Raw genomic sequence first — 18,816 nt, forward strand, 5'->3', positions numbered from 1 at the left:
CCCATGTACCCGCTCATTTCCCACGTCGACAGCGACACCTCACTGCCCGACAGCGCCGATGTGGTGATCATCGGTGGCGGCATCGTCGGTGTGTGCACCGCGTTCTTCCTGGCCGAACGGGGCGTGTCGGTGGTGCTGGTGGAAAAGAGTGGCATCGCCCATGAGCAGTCGTCGCGCAACTGGGGCTGGGTGCGCACCATGGGTCGCGATGTGGCCGAGGTGCCGTTGGCTATCGCCAGTCTCAAGCTGTGGGACGGTTGGGCGGGGAAGTTGCAGCACGACACCGGCTTCACCCGCTCCGGCATTCTCTACGCCTGCGAGTCCGCCGCGGAGCTGGCGGCCAAGGTCGCCTGGCTGGATCAGGCGAAACCGCTGGGCATCGAGGCGCGGCTGCTCGACACCGCGCAGATTCAAGCCCGCCTCCAGGCCAAGGTGCCGTCCTCCTGGACCGGCGCGCTGTTCACCGAGAGCGACGGCCGCGCCGAGCCGGACATCGCCACTGCGGCCATCGCCGAGGGCGCCCGGGCACGCGGCGCGAAGCTGTTCGTGCGCTGCGCCGCGCGCAGTGTCGAAACCTCGGGCGGCAAGATCAGCTCCGTGGTTACCGAGCTGGGCGAAATCAGATGCAACAGCGTGGTGCTCGCGGCCGGTGCCTGGTCAAGCCTGTTCTGCGGCAACTTGGGTATCCGCCTGCCGCAGCTGCGGGTGCTGGGGTCGGTGATGCGCACCGCACCGTTGCCAGGCGGCCCGGAGTGCGCGGTGGCGACCGAGAAGGTCTCGTTCAGAAAGCGCGCCGATGGCGGCTATACCGTGGCTCTGCGCAACGCCAACGTCGCGGCGCTGGTACCGGACAGCTTTCGCTACCTGCCCGATTTTCTGCCCATGGTCAGGGCTCACCACCATGAATACCGCCTGCGTGTGACCCGCCAGAGCTGGCAGGAGCTCAACACGCCCCGGCGTTGGAGCAATGCCCAGGCTTCACCGTTCGAGACACAGCGCCTGTATGACCCCAAGCCGGTGGATGCCTACCTCGACCAGGCTTTGAGCATGCTTGCCGAGCAGTTTCCGATCTTCGCCCAGGCCCGGATCGAGCAGCGCTGGGCCGGCTTGATCGATGTCACGCCCGATATCGTGCCGGTGATGGACCAGGTGCAGAGCCTGCCCGGTTTCTACCTGGCCACGGGCTTCTCGGGGCACGGTTTCGGTATCGGGCCGGGCGCTGGGCATTTGATGGCGGACCTGATTACCGGCAGCGCGCCTTTAGTCGATCCCGCGCCGTTTCGTTTCGCTCGGTTCGCCCGATGACACGCTCATATTCAAGCCCCGAGCCGTTGCGCGATGCGGTCCGCTTCCTGGCGCATGGCTTGCACCAGCCGCTGCTGATAAAGCGGGGTCATGCGCACACTCGGCAGGGCGCAGCTCAGCGCGCCCACGGGGGCCGCGTCGGCGTCCAGGATCGGCACCGCCACGCCGGTGTGCAGCGGCAGCACGCGATCGGCCAGGCCACAGGCGTAACCCTGTTGGCGCACCTGCTTGAAGGTGGAGCGCAGGGCGCTGTCGCTGATGGCGTATTCGCGCAGCAGGCGCGGTGCGTTGTGTTCCAGAATCTGCGCGCGTGCCGCAGTGGGCAGGTGGCTGAGCAATGCCAGCGAGCCCTGGCCGACGCCGCTGAGCACGCGCGCGCCCACGCAATCGGCAAAGCTCTGGGTAGGGTTGGCTCCTTCGTGCAGTTCCAGGCACAAGGCGTAGTAGCCATCCTGAACGAACAGAAAGAAGCTGTCCTGGAAGGTTTCGCACAGGCGCAGCAGGGCTGGGCGGGCGAGCTCGCGCACGCCACCGGTGTTGCCCGCCTGGGCACCCAGGCTGAGCAACTGGTAACCCAGGAAGTAAGGCCCGCGCAGCCGTGGCAGGCGCACGAAGCCGTAGGATTTCATCGCCTTGAGCAGCCGATACAGGGTCGCGCGGCTAAGCTGGGTATCGGCGCTGAGTTCTTCGATGGTCGCGCCCGGCGCGCCGCGCGCGGCAATCGCCTGAAGAATGTCGAAGGAGCGGTCCAGCGTTTGCGTGCCCTGGGTCGTGCAGCGCGGCAGACGAGCTGGGGATGAGTCGGTTTGGGGCATGTGTAGCTCTCCCTGGAAACGACAATGGCCGAACCCGCACCGAGCACAAGGCTGGGTCTGGCAGGCACGGCAAGTGCAGTGCAATATCCGGGCCCTCACGGCCCTTCTCACCACGATCCATAGGGATGACAGCAACCGATGCCTGGACCTCGCGTAGTACCTGTACAGGGCGATGAACACCTGCCGGACCGAGTCGATGTGGTGGTGATCGGCGGCGGCATCGTCGGTGCATCCACCGCCCTGGAGCTGGCCGAACGCGGCTTGAAAGTGGCCTTGTGCGAAAAAGGCGGCATTGGCCACGAACAGTCGAGCCGCAACTGGGGCTGGGTGCGTATCTCGCGCCGCGATCCGCGCGAGCTGCCCTTGATGGCCCATGCGCTGAGCATCTGGAACGACCTGGCCGCGCGCATCGGCAAGGACGTCGGCTACACCCGCGCCGGCATTCTCTTCGCCTGCGCGGATGATCAAAGCTACGCCGAACACGAGCGCTGGAAGGCCAACCTGGACGAGTACCCGGTGCGTGCGCGGATGGTCTCGGGCACCGACCTGGCCGGCTTGCTGCCCGGTGTCGCGCGGCTAGCGATCAAGGGCGCGCTGTACACCCCCGACGACGGTCGTGCCGAGCCGCAGCAGGCGGCCCCGGCGATTGCCGAAGCGGCCCGAGCCAGGGGCGCGGTGATCCTCACCGAATGCGCGGTGCGCGGCATCGAGCGCGCGGCGGGCCGGGTCAGTGGCGTCATCACCGAGCGTGGCCCGATCGCCTGCACGTCCGTGGTGCTGGCCGGCGGCGCCTGGTCGAGCCTGTTTTGCTCGCCATTGAAGGTGCACCTGCCCCAGCTCAAGGTACTCAATTCAGTGATCCGCACCACACCGCTGCAGGGCGGTCCGGAAGCCGCCATCTGGGCGATGGATTTTGCCGTGCGCAAGCGTCAGGACGGTGGGTACACGGTTGCCTCTGGCCACGAGAACATTGCTGACATCGTGCCCAACTCCTTTCGCTACGCGCGGCAGTTCTGGCCTGCTCTGCAGCAGGAACACAAGTCCCTGTCGTTTCGCCTGGGCCAGCGTTTCTTCCAGGAAGCGGTGTTGCCCAAGCGTTGGGCGCTGGACGAAGCCAGCCCCTTCGAATACCGCCGCGTGCTCGACCCGGTGCCGTCGATCCGCCAATCCAACCGCGCCCTGGCCAGCCTCACCCGCGCCTTTCCGGTGTTCGCCAACGTACGGATTGCGCAGCGCTGGGGCGGCATGATCGATGTCACGCCCGATGCCGTGCCGGTGATCTCGGCCGTGGAGGGCGTACCTGGCTTTTTCATCGCCACCGGATTCTCCGGTCATGGCTTCGGCATCGGCCCGGCGGCCGGGCGGCTGATGGCCAATCTGGTCACCGGCGAAACCCCTATCGTCGACCCGCAAGCGTTCCGTCTCTCGCGCTTCACCGACGGCTCCAACCCACGGCCCATTTCCGGATTCTAGAGCCACCCGTTCACCCGGCAATACCCTTCAGAAGCTCGTCCGAACGAGCCCGGGTCCAGCGTCCCTGACGCTTTCCAGCGCCTGCCACCTGCCCTTTCTTCCTCACAGTGGGAGCTTCAGCATGTCGCAACGCGATGACTCGGATAAAAGCAACGCTCTGTTGAACCCAACCCGCCGCCAGGCGCTGGCCATGGCCATCATCGGTGCTGCGGGGACTCTGCTGCCGTTGGGCCGCAGCAGCCAATCGTTCGCGGCCATGGCCGCGCCGCCGTCCGGGCAGGTGATCATCGGCCTGTCCCAGGAGCCCACGGTGTTCAACCCGCACATGCCGCACATCGAGGTGGATGACGGCATCCACTGGAACGTGTTCGACCCGCTGTTCGGCATTGCGCCCACGGGCGAATTCGTCCCCGCCCTGGCCACTGAAGTGCCAACCGTGGCCAATGGCGGTATCTCTGCCGACGGCCTGCAATGGACGGTGAAGCTGCGCAGCGACGCGAAGTGGCACGACGGTCGGCCTTTCACCGCCGAAGACGTGAAGTACACCCTGGAACTGATCGTCTCGCCGAATTTCCGCAGTGGCCGCCGCGCGGGGCATGACCTGCTGCGCGACATCACCGTGGTGTCGCCCACCGAAATCCACTGGCGCATGGAGAAGTCCTACGCGCCCTACGCCTCGATTCTGTCGTCCACGTTCATGCTGCCCAAGCACATCCTCTCGGCTGCCGCCGACGTCAACACCGCGCCGTTCAACAATGCGCCGATCGGCACCGGCCCGTTCAAGTGGGGCACGCGGGTGGCGGGCGACCATATCCAGCTCAAGGCCAACCCGGACTATTACGGCACCAAACCGCAGCTTGAAAGCGTGATCTTCAAGTACATCCCCGACCTCACCGTGCTCTACACCCAGTTCAAGACCGGCGACATCGACGTCACCGCGATGCAGGGCATCACCCCCGACCATTACGAGGAAGCCAAGGACCTGGCCGGACGCACCGTGGTGATCCTGCCGGTGGCCACCATCGAGTCGGTAACGCTGAACATGGAGCGCCCGCAGTTCAAGGACCCCGTCGTGCGCCAGGCGCTGTACATGGCCATCGACAAGAAGACCATCATCGACGAGCTGTATTTCGGCCTGGTGCTGCCCACCGAAACCTACATGCCGCAGCAGTCGGCCTACTACAACCCCAACCTGCCCAAGCAAAGCTTCAACATCGAAGCGGCCAGCAAACTGCTCGATGACGCGGGCTGGAAACCGGGCTCTGGCGGCATTCGCGAGAAGGGCGGGGTGCGCCTGTCGTTCACCAACTCCACCACCGCTGGCAACCAGATCCGTGAACAGGCGCAGCAGTTCATCCAGCAGACCTGGCTGGCCATCGGCGTGGAAATGAAAATCTCCAACCTGCCACCCGCCGTGATGTGGGGCGAGTACTGGGTGCAGTCCAAATTCGACTCGGTGATCGTCGGCAACAACTTCCTCACCGGGGCCGACCCCGACACCCGCGACTACTTCGGTTCGCAGTCGACCAATGCCAAGGGTGGCGCCGGGCAGAACAACTCGCAGTACGTCAACGCCAAGGTCGACGAACTGCTCGCCCAGGGCGCCTCCATGCAGGATGTCGCCCAGCGCAAGGCGGTGTACGTGCAGGTGCAGGACCTCATCCGCCAGGACCTGCCCATTCTGCCGCTGTTCCAGTACACCTACGTGCGCGGCTACAAATCGGGCCTCAAGGGCTTCACCGGCAACATCAACCTGCGCATCGAACCCTGGAACGTCAACACCTGGTCCTGGACCTGAATGCACGCCTACGCCTGGCCGCACGGCCTGGCGTCGTTCGTACCGCAGAGGATCTGACGCATGCCCAACTACATTCTCAACCGCCTGGGGCAGAGCGCCGTGGTGCTGGTGCTGGTTTCGCTGATCGGCTTCATGGTGCTCAACCTGGCCCCCGGCGGGCCCATGTCGCAATTCGCCCTCAACCCCGGCATGAGCCACGCCGAGCTGGACCGCATCGCCGAGCAACTGGGCCTGAAGCGGCCGCTGCTGGTGCAGTACATCGACTGGTTCAGCCACCTGTTCGTCGGCGACTGGGGCCACTCGTTTCGCGACGGCCGCCCGGTGCTCAGCGTGATTGCCGGACACCTGCCCGCGACGCTGCTGCTGATGGGCACCTCGACCGTGCTGTCGATCGTCATCGGCACCTGGGTCGGCGTGCTCGGTGCGGTGCGTCGCTATTCGGTGTTCGACACCCTGGCGACGGTGGGTGCGATGGTGGCGCTGTCGATTCCCACCTTCTGGTTCGGCCTGGTGGCGATCTTCTTTTTCTCCCTGCACCTGAGCTGGCTGCCGGCCGGCAACATGTACACCATCGGTGACCAATCCCTGGGTGACTACGCCATTCACCTGGTGCTGCCGGTGCTGGTGCTGGCCTTGGTCAACGTGGCGATCTGGAGCCGCTACATGCGCTCCGCCACCCTGGACGTGATCGACCAGGATTTCGTCCGCACCGCCCGCGCCAAGGGCGTGCCCTATCGTCGGGTGCTCACCCACCACGTCATCCGCAACGCGCTGCTGCCGATGATCACCCTGGCCGGGCTGCAGATCCCGACCATTCTCGGTGGCGCGCTGGTCACCGAAACGGTGTTCACCTGGCCCGGCATGGGCCGGCTGTTTCTCGACAGCCTGGGCTACAGCGACTACCCGGTGATCATGGGCATCCTGATGTTTTCGGCGGTGCTGGTGCTGTTGGGCAACCTGCTTGCCGACCTGCTGATAGGCGTAGCCGACCCCCGCGTACGGCTGGCCTGAAGGAGTATTGCCGATGACCACTGCCACTCGTTACCTGCCTGCTTCGCCCCGTTGGGCATGGCTGGCCAACCCGACGTTGCGCCGTTTCATGCGCCACAAACTGGCCGTGCTCGGTGTGGTGATGATCACCGTACTGGTGCTGGCCTGCGTGTTCGGCCCCTACCTGCTGCACTACAACGACCTGACTATCGACATCCGCAACCGCTTCGCGCCACCGTTCACCGGCAATCACTACCTGGGCACCGACGCCCTGGGCCGCGACACCGCCGCGCGCCTGCTCAACGCCGGGCGTATCTCGCTGATGGTGGGTTTCTGCGCCATGCTCATCAGCATCGTCATCGGCACCCTGATCGGCGTCATCGCCGGTTACTACCGCGGCTGGGTCGGCGCCGGCCTGATGCGCTTCGTCGATGCGTTCCTGTCTTTTCCCAGCGTGTTCCTGGTACTGGTTCTGGCAGCCTTCACCAAGCCCAGCCCGATGATGATCACCCTGATCATCGCCGTGACCAGCTGGATGGAAATCTCGCGCATCGTCGAGGCTGAAATCCGTTCGCTGCGCGAGCGCGACTTTACCCTGGCCGCACGCATGATCGGCGCCAGCAACCGCTGGATCATGTTCCGCGAACTGATGCCCAACGCCATCGGCCCGATCATCGTCGCGGCCACCCTGACCATCGCCAACGCCATCCTGCTGGAGGCCTACATCAGCTTCCTCGGCTACGGCATCCAGCCACCGTTGCCCAGTTGGGGCAACATGCTCAACGCCGCCCAACAGTACCTGGGCAAGGCGCCCTGGCTGGCGATCATTCCCGGGCTGGCCATCACCCTGGCGGTGACCAGTTTCAACTTCATCGGCGACGGCCTGCGCGACGCGCTGGACGGCAGGAGCGACCTGAAATGAACGCAGATGAAAAGATCGCCGTGGCGCACCTCAACGTCGCCTTCCGCAAGGGGGCCGGCTACGTCCCTGTGGTGCACGACATCAACTTCACCATCGGCGCCGGCGAAACCCTCGCCTTGGTAGGTGAGAGCGGTTCAGGCAAAAGTGTCACCAGTCTGGCCATCATGAAGCTGCTCGCCGAGGCGCCGAAAACCCGCATCGACGGCAGCGCCATCGTTGCCGACCACCACGGCAAGCCTATCGACCTGGTGGCCATGGGCGAGCAGCAGATGCGCCACGTACGCGGCAACCGCGTGGCGATGATCTTCCAGGAACCGCTCACCTCGCTGAACCCGGTGCACCGCGTGGGCGACCAGATCGCCGAGGCGATCCGCTTCCACCAATCGCTGAGCAAGGCCGACGCCCGTGCGCGTGCGCTGGCACTGCTGGAGCAGGTCGGCATTCCCGAGCCGGTCAAGCGCCTGGACTGTTACCCGCACGAGCTGTCCGGCGGCATGCGCCAGCGGGTGATGATCGCCATCGCCCTGGCCATGGAGCCGGACGTGCTGATCGCCGACGAGCCCACCACGGCGCTGGACGTCACCGTACAGGCGCAGATTCTCGACCTGCTGCGCAGCCTGCAGAAGAAGAACGGCATGGCCATCCTGTTCATCACCCACAACTTCGGCGTGGTGGCGGAAATCGCCGACCGGGTCATGGTGATGTACGCCGGGCGTATCGTCGAACAGGGCAGCGTCAGCCAGGTGCTGTCCTCGCCGCGCATGCCCTACACCCGCGGCCTGCTGGCCGCCGTGCCGCGTTTCGAACAGGCCGGGCTGGCGCAGGGTGAGCTGGGCACCATCGCCGGCTTCGTCCCCGATCCCAGCTCGCCGCCCAGCGGCTGCGCTTTCCACCCGCGCTGCGCCTACAGCATCGCCGGCCGCTGCGACAGCCAGGCGCCCGAACTCGAAGAAATCGAACTGGGCCATGACCTGCGCTGCGTGCGCTGGCGCGAACTGCCCGTCGAACACGGAGGTGCATGATGAAAGAACGTCCCCTGATCGACGTCGTCGGCCTGAAAAAACACTTCCCTGTGCGCAAGACGTTTCTCGCCAGCCGCCGCGACCGCGACGACAACCTGGTCCGCGCCGTGGATGGCGTCGACCTGAGCATCGCCCGTGGCGAAGTGCTCGGCCTGGTGGGCGAAAGTGGCTCGGGCAAGAGCACCCTGGGCCGCAGCCTGATGATGCTCGACCCACCTACCGACGGGCACATCGTCTTCGACAACACCGAGATCACGCCCTTCAACGACCGCCTGCTCAAACCCTATCGCAAGCGCATGCAGATGATCTTCCAGGACCCCTACGGCTCCCTCAACCCGCGCATGAGCGTCGGTGAAATCCTCGCCATGCCCCTGCGTTTCCACAACCCTGAACTCGATGCCGCCGGGCGCCGCGAAAAGGCCGGGCAGGCCCTGGAAACCGTCGGCCTCGCCGCGCAGTACCTGGACCGCTACCCCCACGAATTTTCCGGCGGCCAGCGCCAGCGCATCGGCATCGCCCGCGCCCTGACCCTGGAGCCTGAATTCATCATGGCCGACGAACCGGTGTCCGCCCTCGACGTATCGGTCCAGGCCCAGGTGCTCAACCTGTTCGCGCGCATCCGCCGACAGATGAACCTGACCATGCTGTTCGTCACCCACGACCTGGCCGTGGTTGGCCACATCGCCGACCGCGTCGCCGTGATGTACCTGGGCCGCATCGTCGAAATCGCGCCCACTCGCGAGCTGTTCAGCAACCCGCGCCATCCGTACACCGAAGCACTCATGTCGGCGATCCCCATGCCCGAACCGGGGCAGCGGCGGCAGCGGATCGTGCTGCAGGGCGATATCCCGAGCCCTATTTCACCGCCTTCGGGATGTGCGTTTCGCACCCGCTGCCCGTACGTACTGCCCGCCTGCGCGCAGGATCGGCCGCTGTTGAGGGAGGTGGGGGTGGCGCATGGGGTGGCGTGTATTCGGGATGATTTGGAGTTGGTTTCGCCGCTCACCGATCACGCCAGCCCGAGCGCCTCGACGACATCGCTGGCCAGCACCACCTCGGCGTACTCGCTGCCGAGTATCGCCAACGTCAGATCATGAACGGTGCCCGCATCCCAAACGGTTCCATCCGCCCCCGTCACGGGTACCGCAGTAGTGGCGTCCGAGGGGAGGGTGATGCTGTAACCCAGCGCCTTCCCGGCGCGAACGGTGGCATCCATGCTGTTATGAACGACCACGCCCGTCAGCACGAAGCGCGTCACCTGCATGGCCTTGAGCACGGTATCCAACTCGGTGCCAATGAACGCACAGTTCTGCTGTTTGGTGATCACCGGTTCACCGTCCAAGGGGGCAACTTCCCGCTTGATGCCATTCCACGGCCCGTGAGTGTGGTACGTCGATGTGGGCGTTGGTTCATCGTGCTTCACGTGCATTACCGGCCAACCATTCGTACGCCAAAGCTGCAGCAGCCGCTGAATGGTTTCCAGGTAGCCGGGGTTGCTTTTGCCATTCCACTTCGGCTGGTCGATGGCGTCTTGCACGTCGAGGATGATGAGAGGGATGGGGTTGGGCTGGTCGCTCATGGAAGGCCGTTTGATTGGAAAAGAATGGGGGGCAGTGTGCGGTAAGGGGCAGGGGCGTTCAATGGGGGGTGGGGGTGGGATGCGTGGCAGGCGTACCTGAAACAGCTATGATCTTCAGCGCCGCAGGCCTGTGCACGCGCGAGTGATCCTCGAGGTGTGGATCCCGTGCGCCGCATCATTTCCATGAGGAAAGCCAATGAGCGAGAACAAGACCGCTACCGACATCGACTGGATCGACCCTGACGATGCCCCGGAGCTGACCGACGCCTTTTTCGAGCGCGCCGACGAGTACGAAGGTACTCGAGTGATCCGTCGTGGCCGGCCCAAGGCCGGTGTTGTGCGAGAGCGTATTTCGATCCGCATCGAACCTGCCGTGCTCGCTGAGTTCCGAGCCTCCGGGCCCGGTTGGCAAACGCGCATGAATGCCGCATTGGCGGATTGGCTCAAGACCCATGACCCTTCGGATCTGCAGAGTTAACGGCGGGTTTTCGTCGCGAACATCGCGGCCATGCCCAGCTTCTTACGGATGAACGCGCGGTTCTGTTGCTTCGTTCAGGACGCCTTTCCCCGGCTCTGCCGGAACAGACAACCGCTCAAAAAGCGGCTTCATCACCTGCCCCGGAGAGGGGATGGGATTGGCCAACGGCTGATCATGTGCGCTGTTCTCCTGCGTCCTGACGCCGATCACGATGCTGTGGTCAGGCTGCTCCTGTGCATAGGCCGTGTAACCGTTATCCAACGGGTGAATTCTTTCGCCGGGTCGTACACCGGGGTAATTCGGGGCGGGGTGAAAGTCGGCGATCACGGCAGTCGTTCTGATCGCCGACAGCACCCAAGGCTGATAGCTGTCAGTGAAGAACGAATAGCACGCAACCAGCACCATGCCAGCTGCAATAGCGCCTCCAGAGTGGAACAACGCCATACCCGGATTGAACTGAGGAGAGTAATTAACGCCGAAGATTTTCAGGAATGAGGCACCCATCTGAATAGCAGCAAAAACAACCACCGCAATACCTGTGACTGCAAGCAGCAGCAGTCCACCAAGGAACAGCAAAAGCGCCACCACCACCATCCACGCCGGTATATAGAACAGCAACGCCAGCAGGCCAACCGTCAGATCGAAAGACTGCGGCGGCAAGCCCAACGCTTCGGAAACAGCAAAGCGCGACAACCCGGTTGCGACCAGCAGCGCCAACAAATGCAACAGAACGATAGGCGTCTTGTACAACGGCTTATGCCATTTCTTACGCATCCAGCGGGCCACTGGCAGACACCACATGATGAAGCCCGCAATCATGAAGCCGGCAGCGATCATGCTGGTTACATCCAAAGCGGCAGTGCCCCAGCTTCTGGACAGTAACAAACCCAAGAAGACTAGAACTATCGAAACCATATAAAGCCGATGTGCCACTGAAGTGGCCGCGTACTTGTCCTTCAACCATTGCATATCTGTACCTGGAACCTTACCCGGGGGATCGATGACGATTGAGTCACAGAACATGGCCAGCTGTTGGCCAACCTGTCCGATGCGGCTGGAGGTGTTTTGTCCTGCCAGGCCAGCAAAAGGGGGGGCATCCTAACAGGGCTGTTTTCCAAGAGAAGGCCGGAGCAATAACTCGAAACTGAAATGGTGTGACGTGGTAATTCCCCCAGTTCATGCTGGTGCTATCCGACGGTCATCACACAAGGAGCCCCATGACCCAACGACATCTCCGGCTAGATCATCTTTGCCTCACCCTGCCAGATGGACGCCTGCTGCTGAACAACTTCAACCACGGCTTCCACGCCAAAGCCACCGGCATCGTCGGCGCCAATGGCAGTGGTAAATCCCTGCTCGGCCAGCTGCTGGCCGACGAGCGTGCGCCTAGCAGTGGTTGCGTCCGTTGCGAGGGGCATGTCCATCTCGTCTCGCAGTTGCTCGAGCCCGAGAGCTTCCCCACAGTGGCGGCACTGGCGGGCGTCGAACACATCCTGCGAGCGTTGCAACGGATTGCGGAGGGCAGTCTCGACGATCACGACCATACGCTCGCCATGGGCCACTGGGATTGCGCAGCACGTCTTTCCGCCGAACTGGACCTGAACGGTCTGGGTCACCTGTCCGCCGACACACCGACGCACACCCTTAGCGGGGGCGAGCGCCAGCGCGTGGCACTGCTGGGCGCTTGGCTATCCAACGCCGATTGGCTGATTCTCGACGAGCCCAGCAACCATCTTGACCGTGACCAACAACAGAAACTGGCTCAGCAAATCCAGCGCTGGCCGAATGGACTGGTGATGATCAGCCACGATCGCGCCCTACTCGAACTCATGGACGAAATCGTCGAGCTGTCGCCCATAGGTCTTGCTGTTTACGGCGGCAACTACAGCCATTACGTCGCCGCCCGTGAGCAGGAGCAGCACGCCTTCCAGGCGACCTTGCAAAGCGAACGCACCCAAGCCAAACGCGAGCAGCGGGAAATGGCCGTGCAGATGGAGCGGCAGCAACGCCGCAATGCCCGCGGCGATCGTAACGCCCGTGATGGCAGCCAGACCAAGCTGATCACCAACGCGCAGAAAGAACGCAGCGAGAACAGCCAGGGCAAATTACGCCTCACGCAACAGCTCGCACGCGACCAGCAACAACAACGTATTGCCGATGCGCGTGCGCGCTGCGCCACAGATGTCCAGCGCATCATGCTGCCTCCGGAAACCGTCGTACCCAACGGCAAACTGGTACTCCAGCTTAACGAGCTGATACTGCCGTTCGGGCATGCAGCGCCGATCGATTTGACCCTCACCGGGCCCCTGCGCATCGCAGTCAGGGGCGCGAATGGCAGCGGGAAGTCGACTTTGCTTCAGGTCATCAGCGGCCGTCTGCTCGCACGCGCAGGCAAGGTCATTTGCAATGTGGAGTTAGGTCGGCTGGACCAACACGCCGGGCTCGAACACCCGCAACGCACTGCCGTGCAGTGGCTTTACGAAAGCAACCCGGAGCTGCCCGAAGCCGAAGCCAGGACCCGGCTGGCGCAATTGGGAATCGACGCCGACCGCGTGCAGCTGCAGACCTCACAGCTCAGCGGCGGAGAGCGTCTCAAGATAGCGTTGGCGGCGTTGCTGCACGCGCAACGGCCATCCCAGCTCTTGTTGCTGGACGAGCCCGACAACCACCTAGACCTGCCGAGCAGGCTGGCGCTGGAGCAGATGCTTGGTCAGTACCAAGGTGCGCTGGTGGTTGTATCCCACGACGACGCCTTCATCGATGCGCTGGGCGTGGACCAGGAGTTGCTTCTGCAGCGTCCACACCCGCACTCCATCACCCTTTAGAAATCCACCGTCCCGGAAAACTTCACCAGCCGTGGCTCACCCTGGGTCAGGTAGCCGCCGTTGGCCGAGGCCCAGTAGTTCTTGTCGGTGATGTTCTCCACGTTCATGCGCAAGGTGACGGCCTTGCGCTCGACCTTGAAGGTGTAACGCGCGCCCGCGTCGAAGCGGTTCCAGGTGGGCAGGCTCAGGGTGTTCGCCTGGTCGGCATACTGCCCGCCGGTGCGCAGGGCACGGGCGTTGAGTGCCAGGCCGTTCAGCCCCGGCACGTCCCAGTCCACAGTCGCGTTGAGCTGGAACGTCGGCACGCCGATGGCGTGGTTGCCGTCGTTCAAGCCGCCCGCGGTGTCTTGGAGCTCAGACTGCAGGCGTGTACCGCCGGCCATCAAGCGCAAGCCTTCCACCGGCTCGCCGAACACACTCAACTCGACCCCGCGGTTGACCTGCTTGCCATCGCGTACGTACACATCGACGGTGCCGCCACCGGGCGTTGCAAAGCTCTGCGTGAAACCATCGGTTGGCCGCTCGATGCGAAATGCCGCCAGCGTGGCACCCCACGATTGCTTGTCCAGCTTGATCCCGGCTTCCACCTGCTTGGTGCGCCCCGGCGGAAACGCCTCACCCACGTTGACGACCTGACCCGACGCCGTTGGCCCCGCCGACAACCCCTCGATACGGTTGGCAAACAGCGACACCGACTCTACTGGCTTGTAGACGATGCCATACACCGGCGTGGTGATCGCCTCGTCGTACATGGAAGTGCGCGAGCCGCCGACACCAGTGGTCGACTCATAGGCATAGTTCTGCACCAGCAACTGCTGGCGTCGCAGCCCTGCCGTCACCAGTACCTTGTCGTCAAAGAAACCCAAAGTATCCGACACCGCCAGGCTGCGGTTGCGCGTCTTGCCGGTGATGCCGGGATCGCTCATGTCTCCGGCCGCGAAGCTCACTGCAGTCGGCTTCGCCAGGGGCGCGGTGTTGTAGATATTGGTAGTACCCGTGGATTGATAGAACTCATAGGCATTGCGCTGCTCGGTCCAGATGCTCGACGCGCCCACGCTGATCTGATGGCTGACCGGCCCGGTCTGCAGGTTGCCGTTGATCCCGGTCATGAACGTGGCATTGTCTTCATCGTGCGGAATCTTCGACCCGCCGATGGTCGCCGCACCCGTGCTCGAATCCGTCAGCACCGGCGTGCCGTACACACCGTTCTCACGCGTGTGCTTCGCGCCACCCGCCACGTAGGCCGTCCAGTCCTCGTTGAGATCCCACTCGCCACGCAACATGCCGAAGGTGTCTTCTGTCTGGCTGTAGGTCCAATCCTGACCGTAGTTGTGGCTGGCATCCGGCGCCCGCGGAATGCTCGTGATCGTGCCTAAGCGCACCGAGTTGCGCAGGTTGTTGATGCGCTGCTTCTGATAACCGAAATCGCCGGACAGGCGGAAGTTGTCACCCCGATAATCCAGCCCCAGCGTAAACAGCTTGGTGCGCTGCGATTCGTCGTCGATCGCCGTATCACCCTCGCGCTGCGCCAGGTTCACCCGCGCACCGAAACGGTTGTCCTCGCCGAACCGCTGGCCCAGGTCCAGGTGCTCGCCCACGCGGCCATCGGTACTGATGTCCTGCGTGTAACGCCGGATAGGCTCATCACCTGCCCGCTTGGGCACCAGGTTCACACTGCCGCCCAGCCCGGTCCCCGTCGGGCTCACGCCATTGATGAACGCGTTCGGCCCCTTGAACACCTCGACCCGCTCTACCGCATCGGTGGAAATGATCTGCCGCGGCAATACCCCATACAAACCGTTGTAGGAAATGTCATCGCTCGACAGCGGCAAACCACGAATCACGAACACCTGCGCCTGGTTGCCGAAACCGAACGACTGACGCACCGACGGATCATTGAGCAACACATCGCCCACGTCCTCCGCCTGCTGATCTTCGATCAGCTTCGACGTGTAGCTGGTCAGCGTGAACGGCACATCCATGTTGTCCTGGTTACCCAGTACACCCATCTGCCCACCGCGCGCGACTTGGCCACCGGCAAACACATCGGGTGAAGCGCCCTTGGTGGTTCTGTTGGTTTGCGCGTCGATCGACGTGGCATCGAGCACGAGAGCGTCCGCCGCGTGGGCGCCGATGCTCACAGAGCAGCACAGCGCCAGAAGAGTAGGGCGAGAAGGAAAACGAAGGACCATGGAAGGAATTCCGACGAAGATAGAGGTTAAGGGGCGCCTTCCTGGCAGGTGCGAATGAATCTCAGTCGAATATCCTAGCAAGAGTTTCACGAAGCGTTAACGATTTTTTAAGGGATTTTTCACACGGCACTATGACGGTGCAGCGGAGGGGCAACGTCTAAAGAATGGCAAAGGGCTACCGATAGTTAGTTCAGTGATGGTGTTTCTACCTTTGTCTGGGAAATGGAATTCAAATGAGTCAGCAAGACGACCTGCTCGACGAGCCCATAGCGCCGCGACCACGCGTTCAACAACGTGTGCATCCGGGGTGGTGGTGTTGGCTGTTGGTGCCAGTGGTAGCGGTGGGGATGAACTGGTCGCGGATTGCGGCGTATCTGGAGCCGGCGCGCACGGCTGCGCTACCTCAACCGGTTGAGCGGTTGGAACGGCCAGTTGTTGAGCCTGCGCCTGTATCTGCGCCCGTTGTGCAAGCAGTGGCTCCAGCTGCGCCAAAAAGCTTGCAGGAGTGCATGGGCGGGGACAATGCGATTACTGATCAGACGTTGCGCTGTCGGTATGGCGATGCGCCCAGGCCTGCGCGGGAGGAACGGGCCGTGCAGGGGATGGTGTCGGCGCAGTATCTGGCGGAGTACAAGGCGGGGCAGGGTACTCAGCCGGTTCGGCGTGGTGGTAGCAGCAGTAGCTCTGAGTCGCACCAAATACTCGGTTGGGACAGGAAGAATTCATACACCGCTTCATGGAGTGTCAGCGATAACCGGGTGGATTACGGTAGCGTGTGCAGGGGTTACCGAGGTGGGTCGATTGAATACCGAGAGTGCAGGAAGGGCGCGAAGCAGTGGTTCAAGGAGCAGTGCCGTGTAGAGCGGAATTCGGCACTGCGGGAGCGGTATTGTTCGGCGGGTTCGGGGTTTAGTCCGATGGGGTAGGGAGGCCAGTCCAGTGAGGGGCCGCTTATGTTCAAAGCGGCACCATTCGCGATCGACAGGCACTCAGTTTTGCGTCTGACTGATCAGGCGTGAGGTTAGAACCGCAACTTCATTTCAAGCAGAGAATCCTCCACCAACGTCCTGCTCGTTTCCGTCAGCAAGGCCACAGCCTGGTTAAGCGCGCGACAGAGTTGCTGGTTGGCATCGCTCGTTTCCGCGGCAAGCACAGACGCGGTATCTAGCAATTGGCTAGCGCGTTGAAGCGATTGGTAAGCAGCGAGATTCGTTTGATCTTTCATGGGGGGCGACTTCCGTATGTGAGGGGAGATCTGCCAGCACTCGCCGTCAAACGAGTGGGTGGCAGCTGTGCATGGGTTGACGGACCGGTCACATACGAACCCGGCGCACCCGAAGGTGCCCCACGCACAGCCGCCATAGAGTCCGGAGCGGGTGCAAGAGCGCCCGTGCCGAGTCTTGAGACTGCGCGTTCGTATGTAAGACAGGCCGTCAAACCTGGTCACGCATGTGGCGTAACGAGCGGGAGGATAGGCAGGGTGGGTGGGGAGGTCAACTGTGATGCCTATCTAGCCCAGGCACTAGCGCTGGTTGATTGTTTGCAAGCAGTGTCACGAGCATAAATACAAAGAGGCTCGTGGGTCGTGAAGGAGACTTGCTCGATCTCCCCCAAGCAGTGCCGGCTCTATCCACAATCACTCACACTTTCAGCTCTATCTCCTAGTACGTTCCCCATGCCAGTTGCCTCTCCCAATACGCTGGCTCCTGTCCCGGCCATGATCGGCAGCGGAGAAATGCGGGACGTGGTGCACGACATGGATTGGTCCCGCACCGCCTTGGGCGATTACTGCTCATGGTCCGCATCCCTGCGCACTTCGTTGTCGCTGGTATTGAACACCAAAGGCATCGCAGCCCTTTACTGGGGACCCCAACAATGGCTGCTCTACAACGACGCCTACGGCCTGTCGCTTTTCGAACGGATCCACCCCGACGACCTGGCGCACACCCAGCAGGGCGCCAGTCTCTCCGCTGACGGCCATGCCTACGCCCGGTTCGACAACCGCTACCGCCCATCATCCGAGTAGGCCCAGCGTACCGGGGAGCCGAGTCTGGCGAACAGCCGATAATGCCGGGCAATCAAGTGGTGATTTCGATGACCGATACCGGCAGCGGCATCGCGCCGTTGCACCTAGGCAGGATATTCGAGCCCTTTTTCACCACCAAAGGCGTGGGGCAGGGCACGGGCCTTGGCCTGTCGCAAGTATTCGGGTTCGCCAAGCAATCGGGTGGCGAGATCACCGTGGACAGTGAAGTCGATCAAGGCACCACTTTCACACTCTACCTGCCCCAGGCATCCGAGCCGTGCGAGCCACGGAGTGTAGAGGCGCCCCATGAATTGGTACACGGACACGGCACCGGTGTATTGATCGTCGAAGACAACCCTCAGGTGGGCGCCTTTGCGATGCAATCACCGTCGGATTTGGGCTACCAGCCGGTCCTTGCCATCAATGGACAGGAAGCATTGGCCGAGCTGGCCCGCGACGCCAGCCGATTCAAAGTGGTGTTTTCCGATGTGGTAATGCCGGGCATGACCGGTATCGAACTCGCCCATGAGATTCGTCGGCGATACGAAGGATTACCCGTAGTGCTGACATCGGGATACAGCCATGTGCTGGCAGAGAAGGGAACCGATGGATTCGAGTTGTTGCATAAACCGTATTCAGTGGAGCAGTTGTCGCGCCTGTTGTGTGGGGCGGTGTGTACACATCGCTGGAAGGTGACCTGATCTATCACTCCAACTCAATCCCGGCACTCGCCACCTTCACCGCCAAGCTCGCAAAGAATATACACCCGATCAACCGGGCAAAAATCTCCAGCGTTTCGCACACATCCGGATCTTCAAACAGCACAGGCCGCGAATCGATCGCGCAAAGCGCTCCGTACAATCGGCCATCAGGCAGGAAAATGGGCACGCCTACATAGCTGTCCAGATCATAGGTCTTGACGATTAGTCGTGAGGCGAAGCTCTGGTCATGGCTCACTCTCGGGATCAGCAACGGCGCAGGATTGCGCTGAAACTCGCTGCAGATCGTGTCTTCCAGCGGAAAAGCCTCACCCGCGCCGATTCCCAGGTCGGCTGAATCGTGCACGGAGCAGATGACCAACTCAGCGTCGCCAAATTTGGTGATCGCGGCGAAGCGCATGTTGGTAAGCCGGGTCACCAACCGCAGGATGTTGGTAGTGGCTTCGATTTCAGCAATGGCTGCGCGTTCTTCCTGGGACAGGAGGGTGGGCGGGTAGTCGAGTGCCATGGGGTACCTCTTCGTTTTGGGGAGTTTGCGGCCTGTGATTGGGGTTCTGCAAGGGGGGCGGCTGGAGCGATGTTATGGCACGGGGCGATTAAGCCAAAGCCATCGGTTGAGGCGCAGAAAAAGCATTGGCGGGCTATGCGAAGTGATGGGTTTGTGAGGCGTGC

General features: G+C 62.8%; 17 protein-coding genes. 11 read left to right on the plus strand and 6 right to left on the minus strand.

Annotated features, from left to right (window positions below; all coding sequences use genetic code 11):
• Window positions 1-3 precede the first annotated feature (3 nt).
• Window positions 4-1,305, plus strand: a complete 1,302-nt coding sequence (locus tag IFT80_RS19885) for an NAD(P)/FAD-dependent oxidoreductase (protein ID WP_192104375.1) — start codon at window positions 4-6, stop codon at window positions 1,303-1,305.
• 11 nt (window positions 1,306-1,316) lie between these two features.
• On the opposite strand, the gene IFT80_RS19890 is transcribed toward IFT80_RS19885, so the two are convergent.
• The gene (locus tag IFT80_RS19890; protein WP_192056350.1) at window positions 1,317-2,120 is read right to left on the minus strand and encodes an IclR family transcriptional regulator; all 804 of its coding nucleotides are present in this window, start codon (window positions 2,118-2,120) and stop codon (window positions 1,317-1,319) included.
• 138 nt (window positions 2,121-2,258) lie between these two features.
• Here IFT80_RS19890 and IFT80_RS19895 point away from each other — a divergent pair, with 138 nt between their 5' ends.
• The 6 genes from IFT80_RS19895 (at window position 2,259) to IFT80_RS19920 (ending at window position 9,422) form a co-directional block, all read left to right on the plus strand.
• The gene (locus tag IFT80_RS19895) at window positions 2,259-3,593 is read left to right on the plus strand and encodes an NAD(P)/FAD-dependent oxidoreductase (protein WP_192138157.1); all 1,335 of its coding nucleotides are present in this window, start codon (window positions 2,259-2,261) and stop codon (window positions 3,591-3,593) included.
• Between the two features lie 121 nt (window positions 3,594-3,714).
• Window positions 3,715-5,391: a peptide ABC transporter substrate-binding protein gene (locus IFT80_RS19900; RefSeq protein ID WP_192138158.1), complete on the plus strand. Its 1,677-nt coding sequence runs from the start codon at window positions 3,715-3,717 to the stop codon at window positions 5,389-5,391.
• A gap of 60 nt (window positions 5,392-5,451) precedes the next feature.
• Complete coding sequence (locus IFT80_RS19905; protein ID WP_192138159.1) at window positions 5,452-6,402, plus strand: ABC transporter permease; 951 nt, start codon at window positions 5,452-5,454, stop codon at window positions 6,400-6,402.
• Window positions 6,403-6,415: 13 nt separating this feature from the next.
• The gene (locus IFT80_RS19910) at window positions 6,416-7,303 is read left to right on the plus strand and encodes an ABC transporter permease (RefSeq protein WP_192059973.1); all 888 of its coding nucleotides are present in this window, start codon (window positions 6,416-6,418) and stop codon (window positions 7,301-7,303) included.
• Window positions 7,300-8,325 carry an ABC transporter ATP-binding protein gene (locus IFT80_RS19915; RefSeq protein WP_192104383.1) on the plus strand — a complete coding sequence of 342 codons (1,026 nt, stop codon included), beginning with the start codon at window positions 7,300-7,302 and terminating at the stop codon, window positions 8,323-8,325. The genes IFT80_RS19910 and IFT80_RS19915 overlap by 4 nt, the downstream gene beginning before the upstream one ends.
• The gene (locus IFT80_RS19920) at window positions 8,325-9,422 is read left to right on the plus strand and encodes an ABC transporter ATP-binding protein (RefSeq protein WP_197975956.1); all 1,098 of its coding nucleotides are present in this window, start codon (window positions 8,325-8,327) and stop codon (window positions 9,420-9,422) included. Before IFT80_RS19915 ends, IFT80_RS19920 begins: the two co-directional genes overlap by 1 nt.
• On the opposite strand, the gene IFT80_RS19925 is transcribed toward IFT80_RS19920, so the two are convergent.
• Window positions 9,335-9,904 carry an isochorismatase family protein gene (locus IFT80_RS19925; RefSeq protein WP_192104388.1) on the minus strand — a complete coding sequence of 190 codons (570 nt, stop codon included), beginning with the start codon at window positions 9,902-9,904 and terminating at the stop codon, window positions 9,335-9,337. The two genes, IFT80_RS19920 and IFT80_RS19925, sit on opposite strands and share 88 nt — an antisense overlap.
• A 196-nt stretch (window positions 9,905-10,100) precedes the next feature.
• On the opposite strand from IFT80_RS19925, the gene IFT80_RS19930 reads away from it, so the two are divergent.
• Window positions 10,101-10,382: a BrnA antitoxin family protein gene (locus IFT80_RS19930; RefSeq protein ID WP_192056360.1), complete on the plus strand. Its 282-nt coding sequence runs from the start codon at window positions 10,101-10,103 to the stop codon at window positions 10,380-10,382.
• Between the two features lie 42 nt (window positions 10,383-10,424).
• On the opposite strand, the gene IFT80_RS19935 is transcribed toward IFT80_RS19930, so the two are convergent.
• Window positions 10,425-11,351, minus strand: a complete 927-nt coding sequence (locus IFT80_RS19935) for a hypothetical protein (protein WP_192138160.1) — start codon at window positions 11,349-11,351, stop codon at window positions 10,425-10,427.
• A gap of 248 nt (window positions 11,352-11,599) precedes the next feature.
• Between IFT80_RS19935 and IFT80_RS19940 the strand changes: the two genes are divergently transcribed.
• Complete coding sequence (locus tag IFT80_RS19940) at window positions 11,600-13,207, plus strand: ATP-binding cassette domain-containing protein (RefSeq protein ID WP_192138161.1); 1,608 nt, start codon at window positions 11,600-11,602, stop codon at window positions 13,205-13,207.
• Here IFT80_RS19940 and IFT80_RS19945 read toward each other — a convergent pair.
• Both IFT80_RS19945 and IFT80_RS19950 read right to left on the minus strand, forming a co-directional pair.
• Window positions 13,204-15,399 carry a TonB-dependent receptor gene (locus IFT80_RS19945; RefSeq protein WP_192104394.1) on the minus strand — a complete coding sequence of 732 codons (2,196 nt, stop codon included), beginning with the start codon at window positions 15,397-15,399 and terminating at the stop codon, window positions 13,204-13,206. The genes IFT80_RS19940 and IFT80_RS19945 overlap by 4 nt on opposite strands.
• Before the next feature lie 1,021 nt (window positions 15,400-16,420).
• Complete coding sequence (locus tag IFT80_RS19950) at window positions 16,421-16,624, minus strand: hypothetical protein (RefSeq protein WP_192104396.1); 204 nt, start codon at window positions 16,622-16,624, stop codon at window positions 16,421-16,423.
• 450 nt (window positions 16,625-17,074) lie between these two features.
• Here IFT80_RS19950 and IFT80_RS19955 point away from each other — a divergent pair, with 450 nt between their 5' ends.
• Both IFT80_RS19955 and IFT80_RS19960 read left to right on the plus strand, forming a co-directional pair.
• The gene (locus IFT80_RS19955) at window positions 17,075-17,425 is read left to right on the plus strand and encodes a hypothetical protein (protein WP_192138162.1); all 351 of its coding nucleotides are present in this window, start codon (window positions 17,075-17,077) and stop codon (window positions 17,423-17,425) included.
• Between the two features lie 41 nt (window positions 17,426-17,466).
• Window positions 17,467-18,126, plus strand: coding sequence for an ATP-binding protein (locus tag IFT80_RS19960; RefSeq protein WP_192138163.1), 660 nt, complete (start codon window positions 17,467-17,469; stop codon window positions 18,124-18,126).
• Between the two features lie 4 nt (window positions 18,127-18,130).
• On the opposite strand, the gene IFT80_RS19965 is transcribed toward IFT80_RS19960, so the two are convergent.
• Window positions 18,131-18,652: a GAF domain-containing protein gene (locus IFT80_RS19965; RefSeq protein ID WP_192138164.1), complete on the minus strand. Its 522-nt coding sequence runs from the start codon at window positions 18,650-18,652 to the stop codon at window positions 18,131-18,133.
• Between the last annotated feature and the right edge of the window lie 164 nt (window positions 18,653-18,816).

It is taken from the genome of Pseudomonas sp. CFBP 8771 (assembly GCF_014841695.1).
GTDB lineage: Bacteria > Pseudomonadota > Gammaproteobacteria > Pseudomonadales > Pseudomonadaceae > Aquipseudomonas > Aquipseudomonas baltica.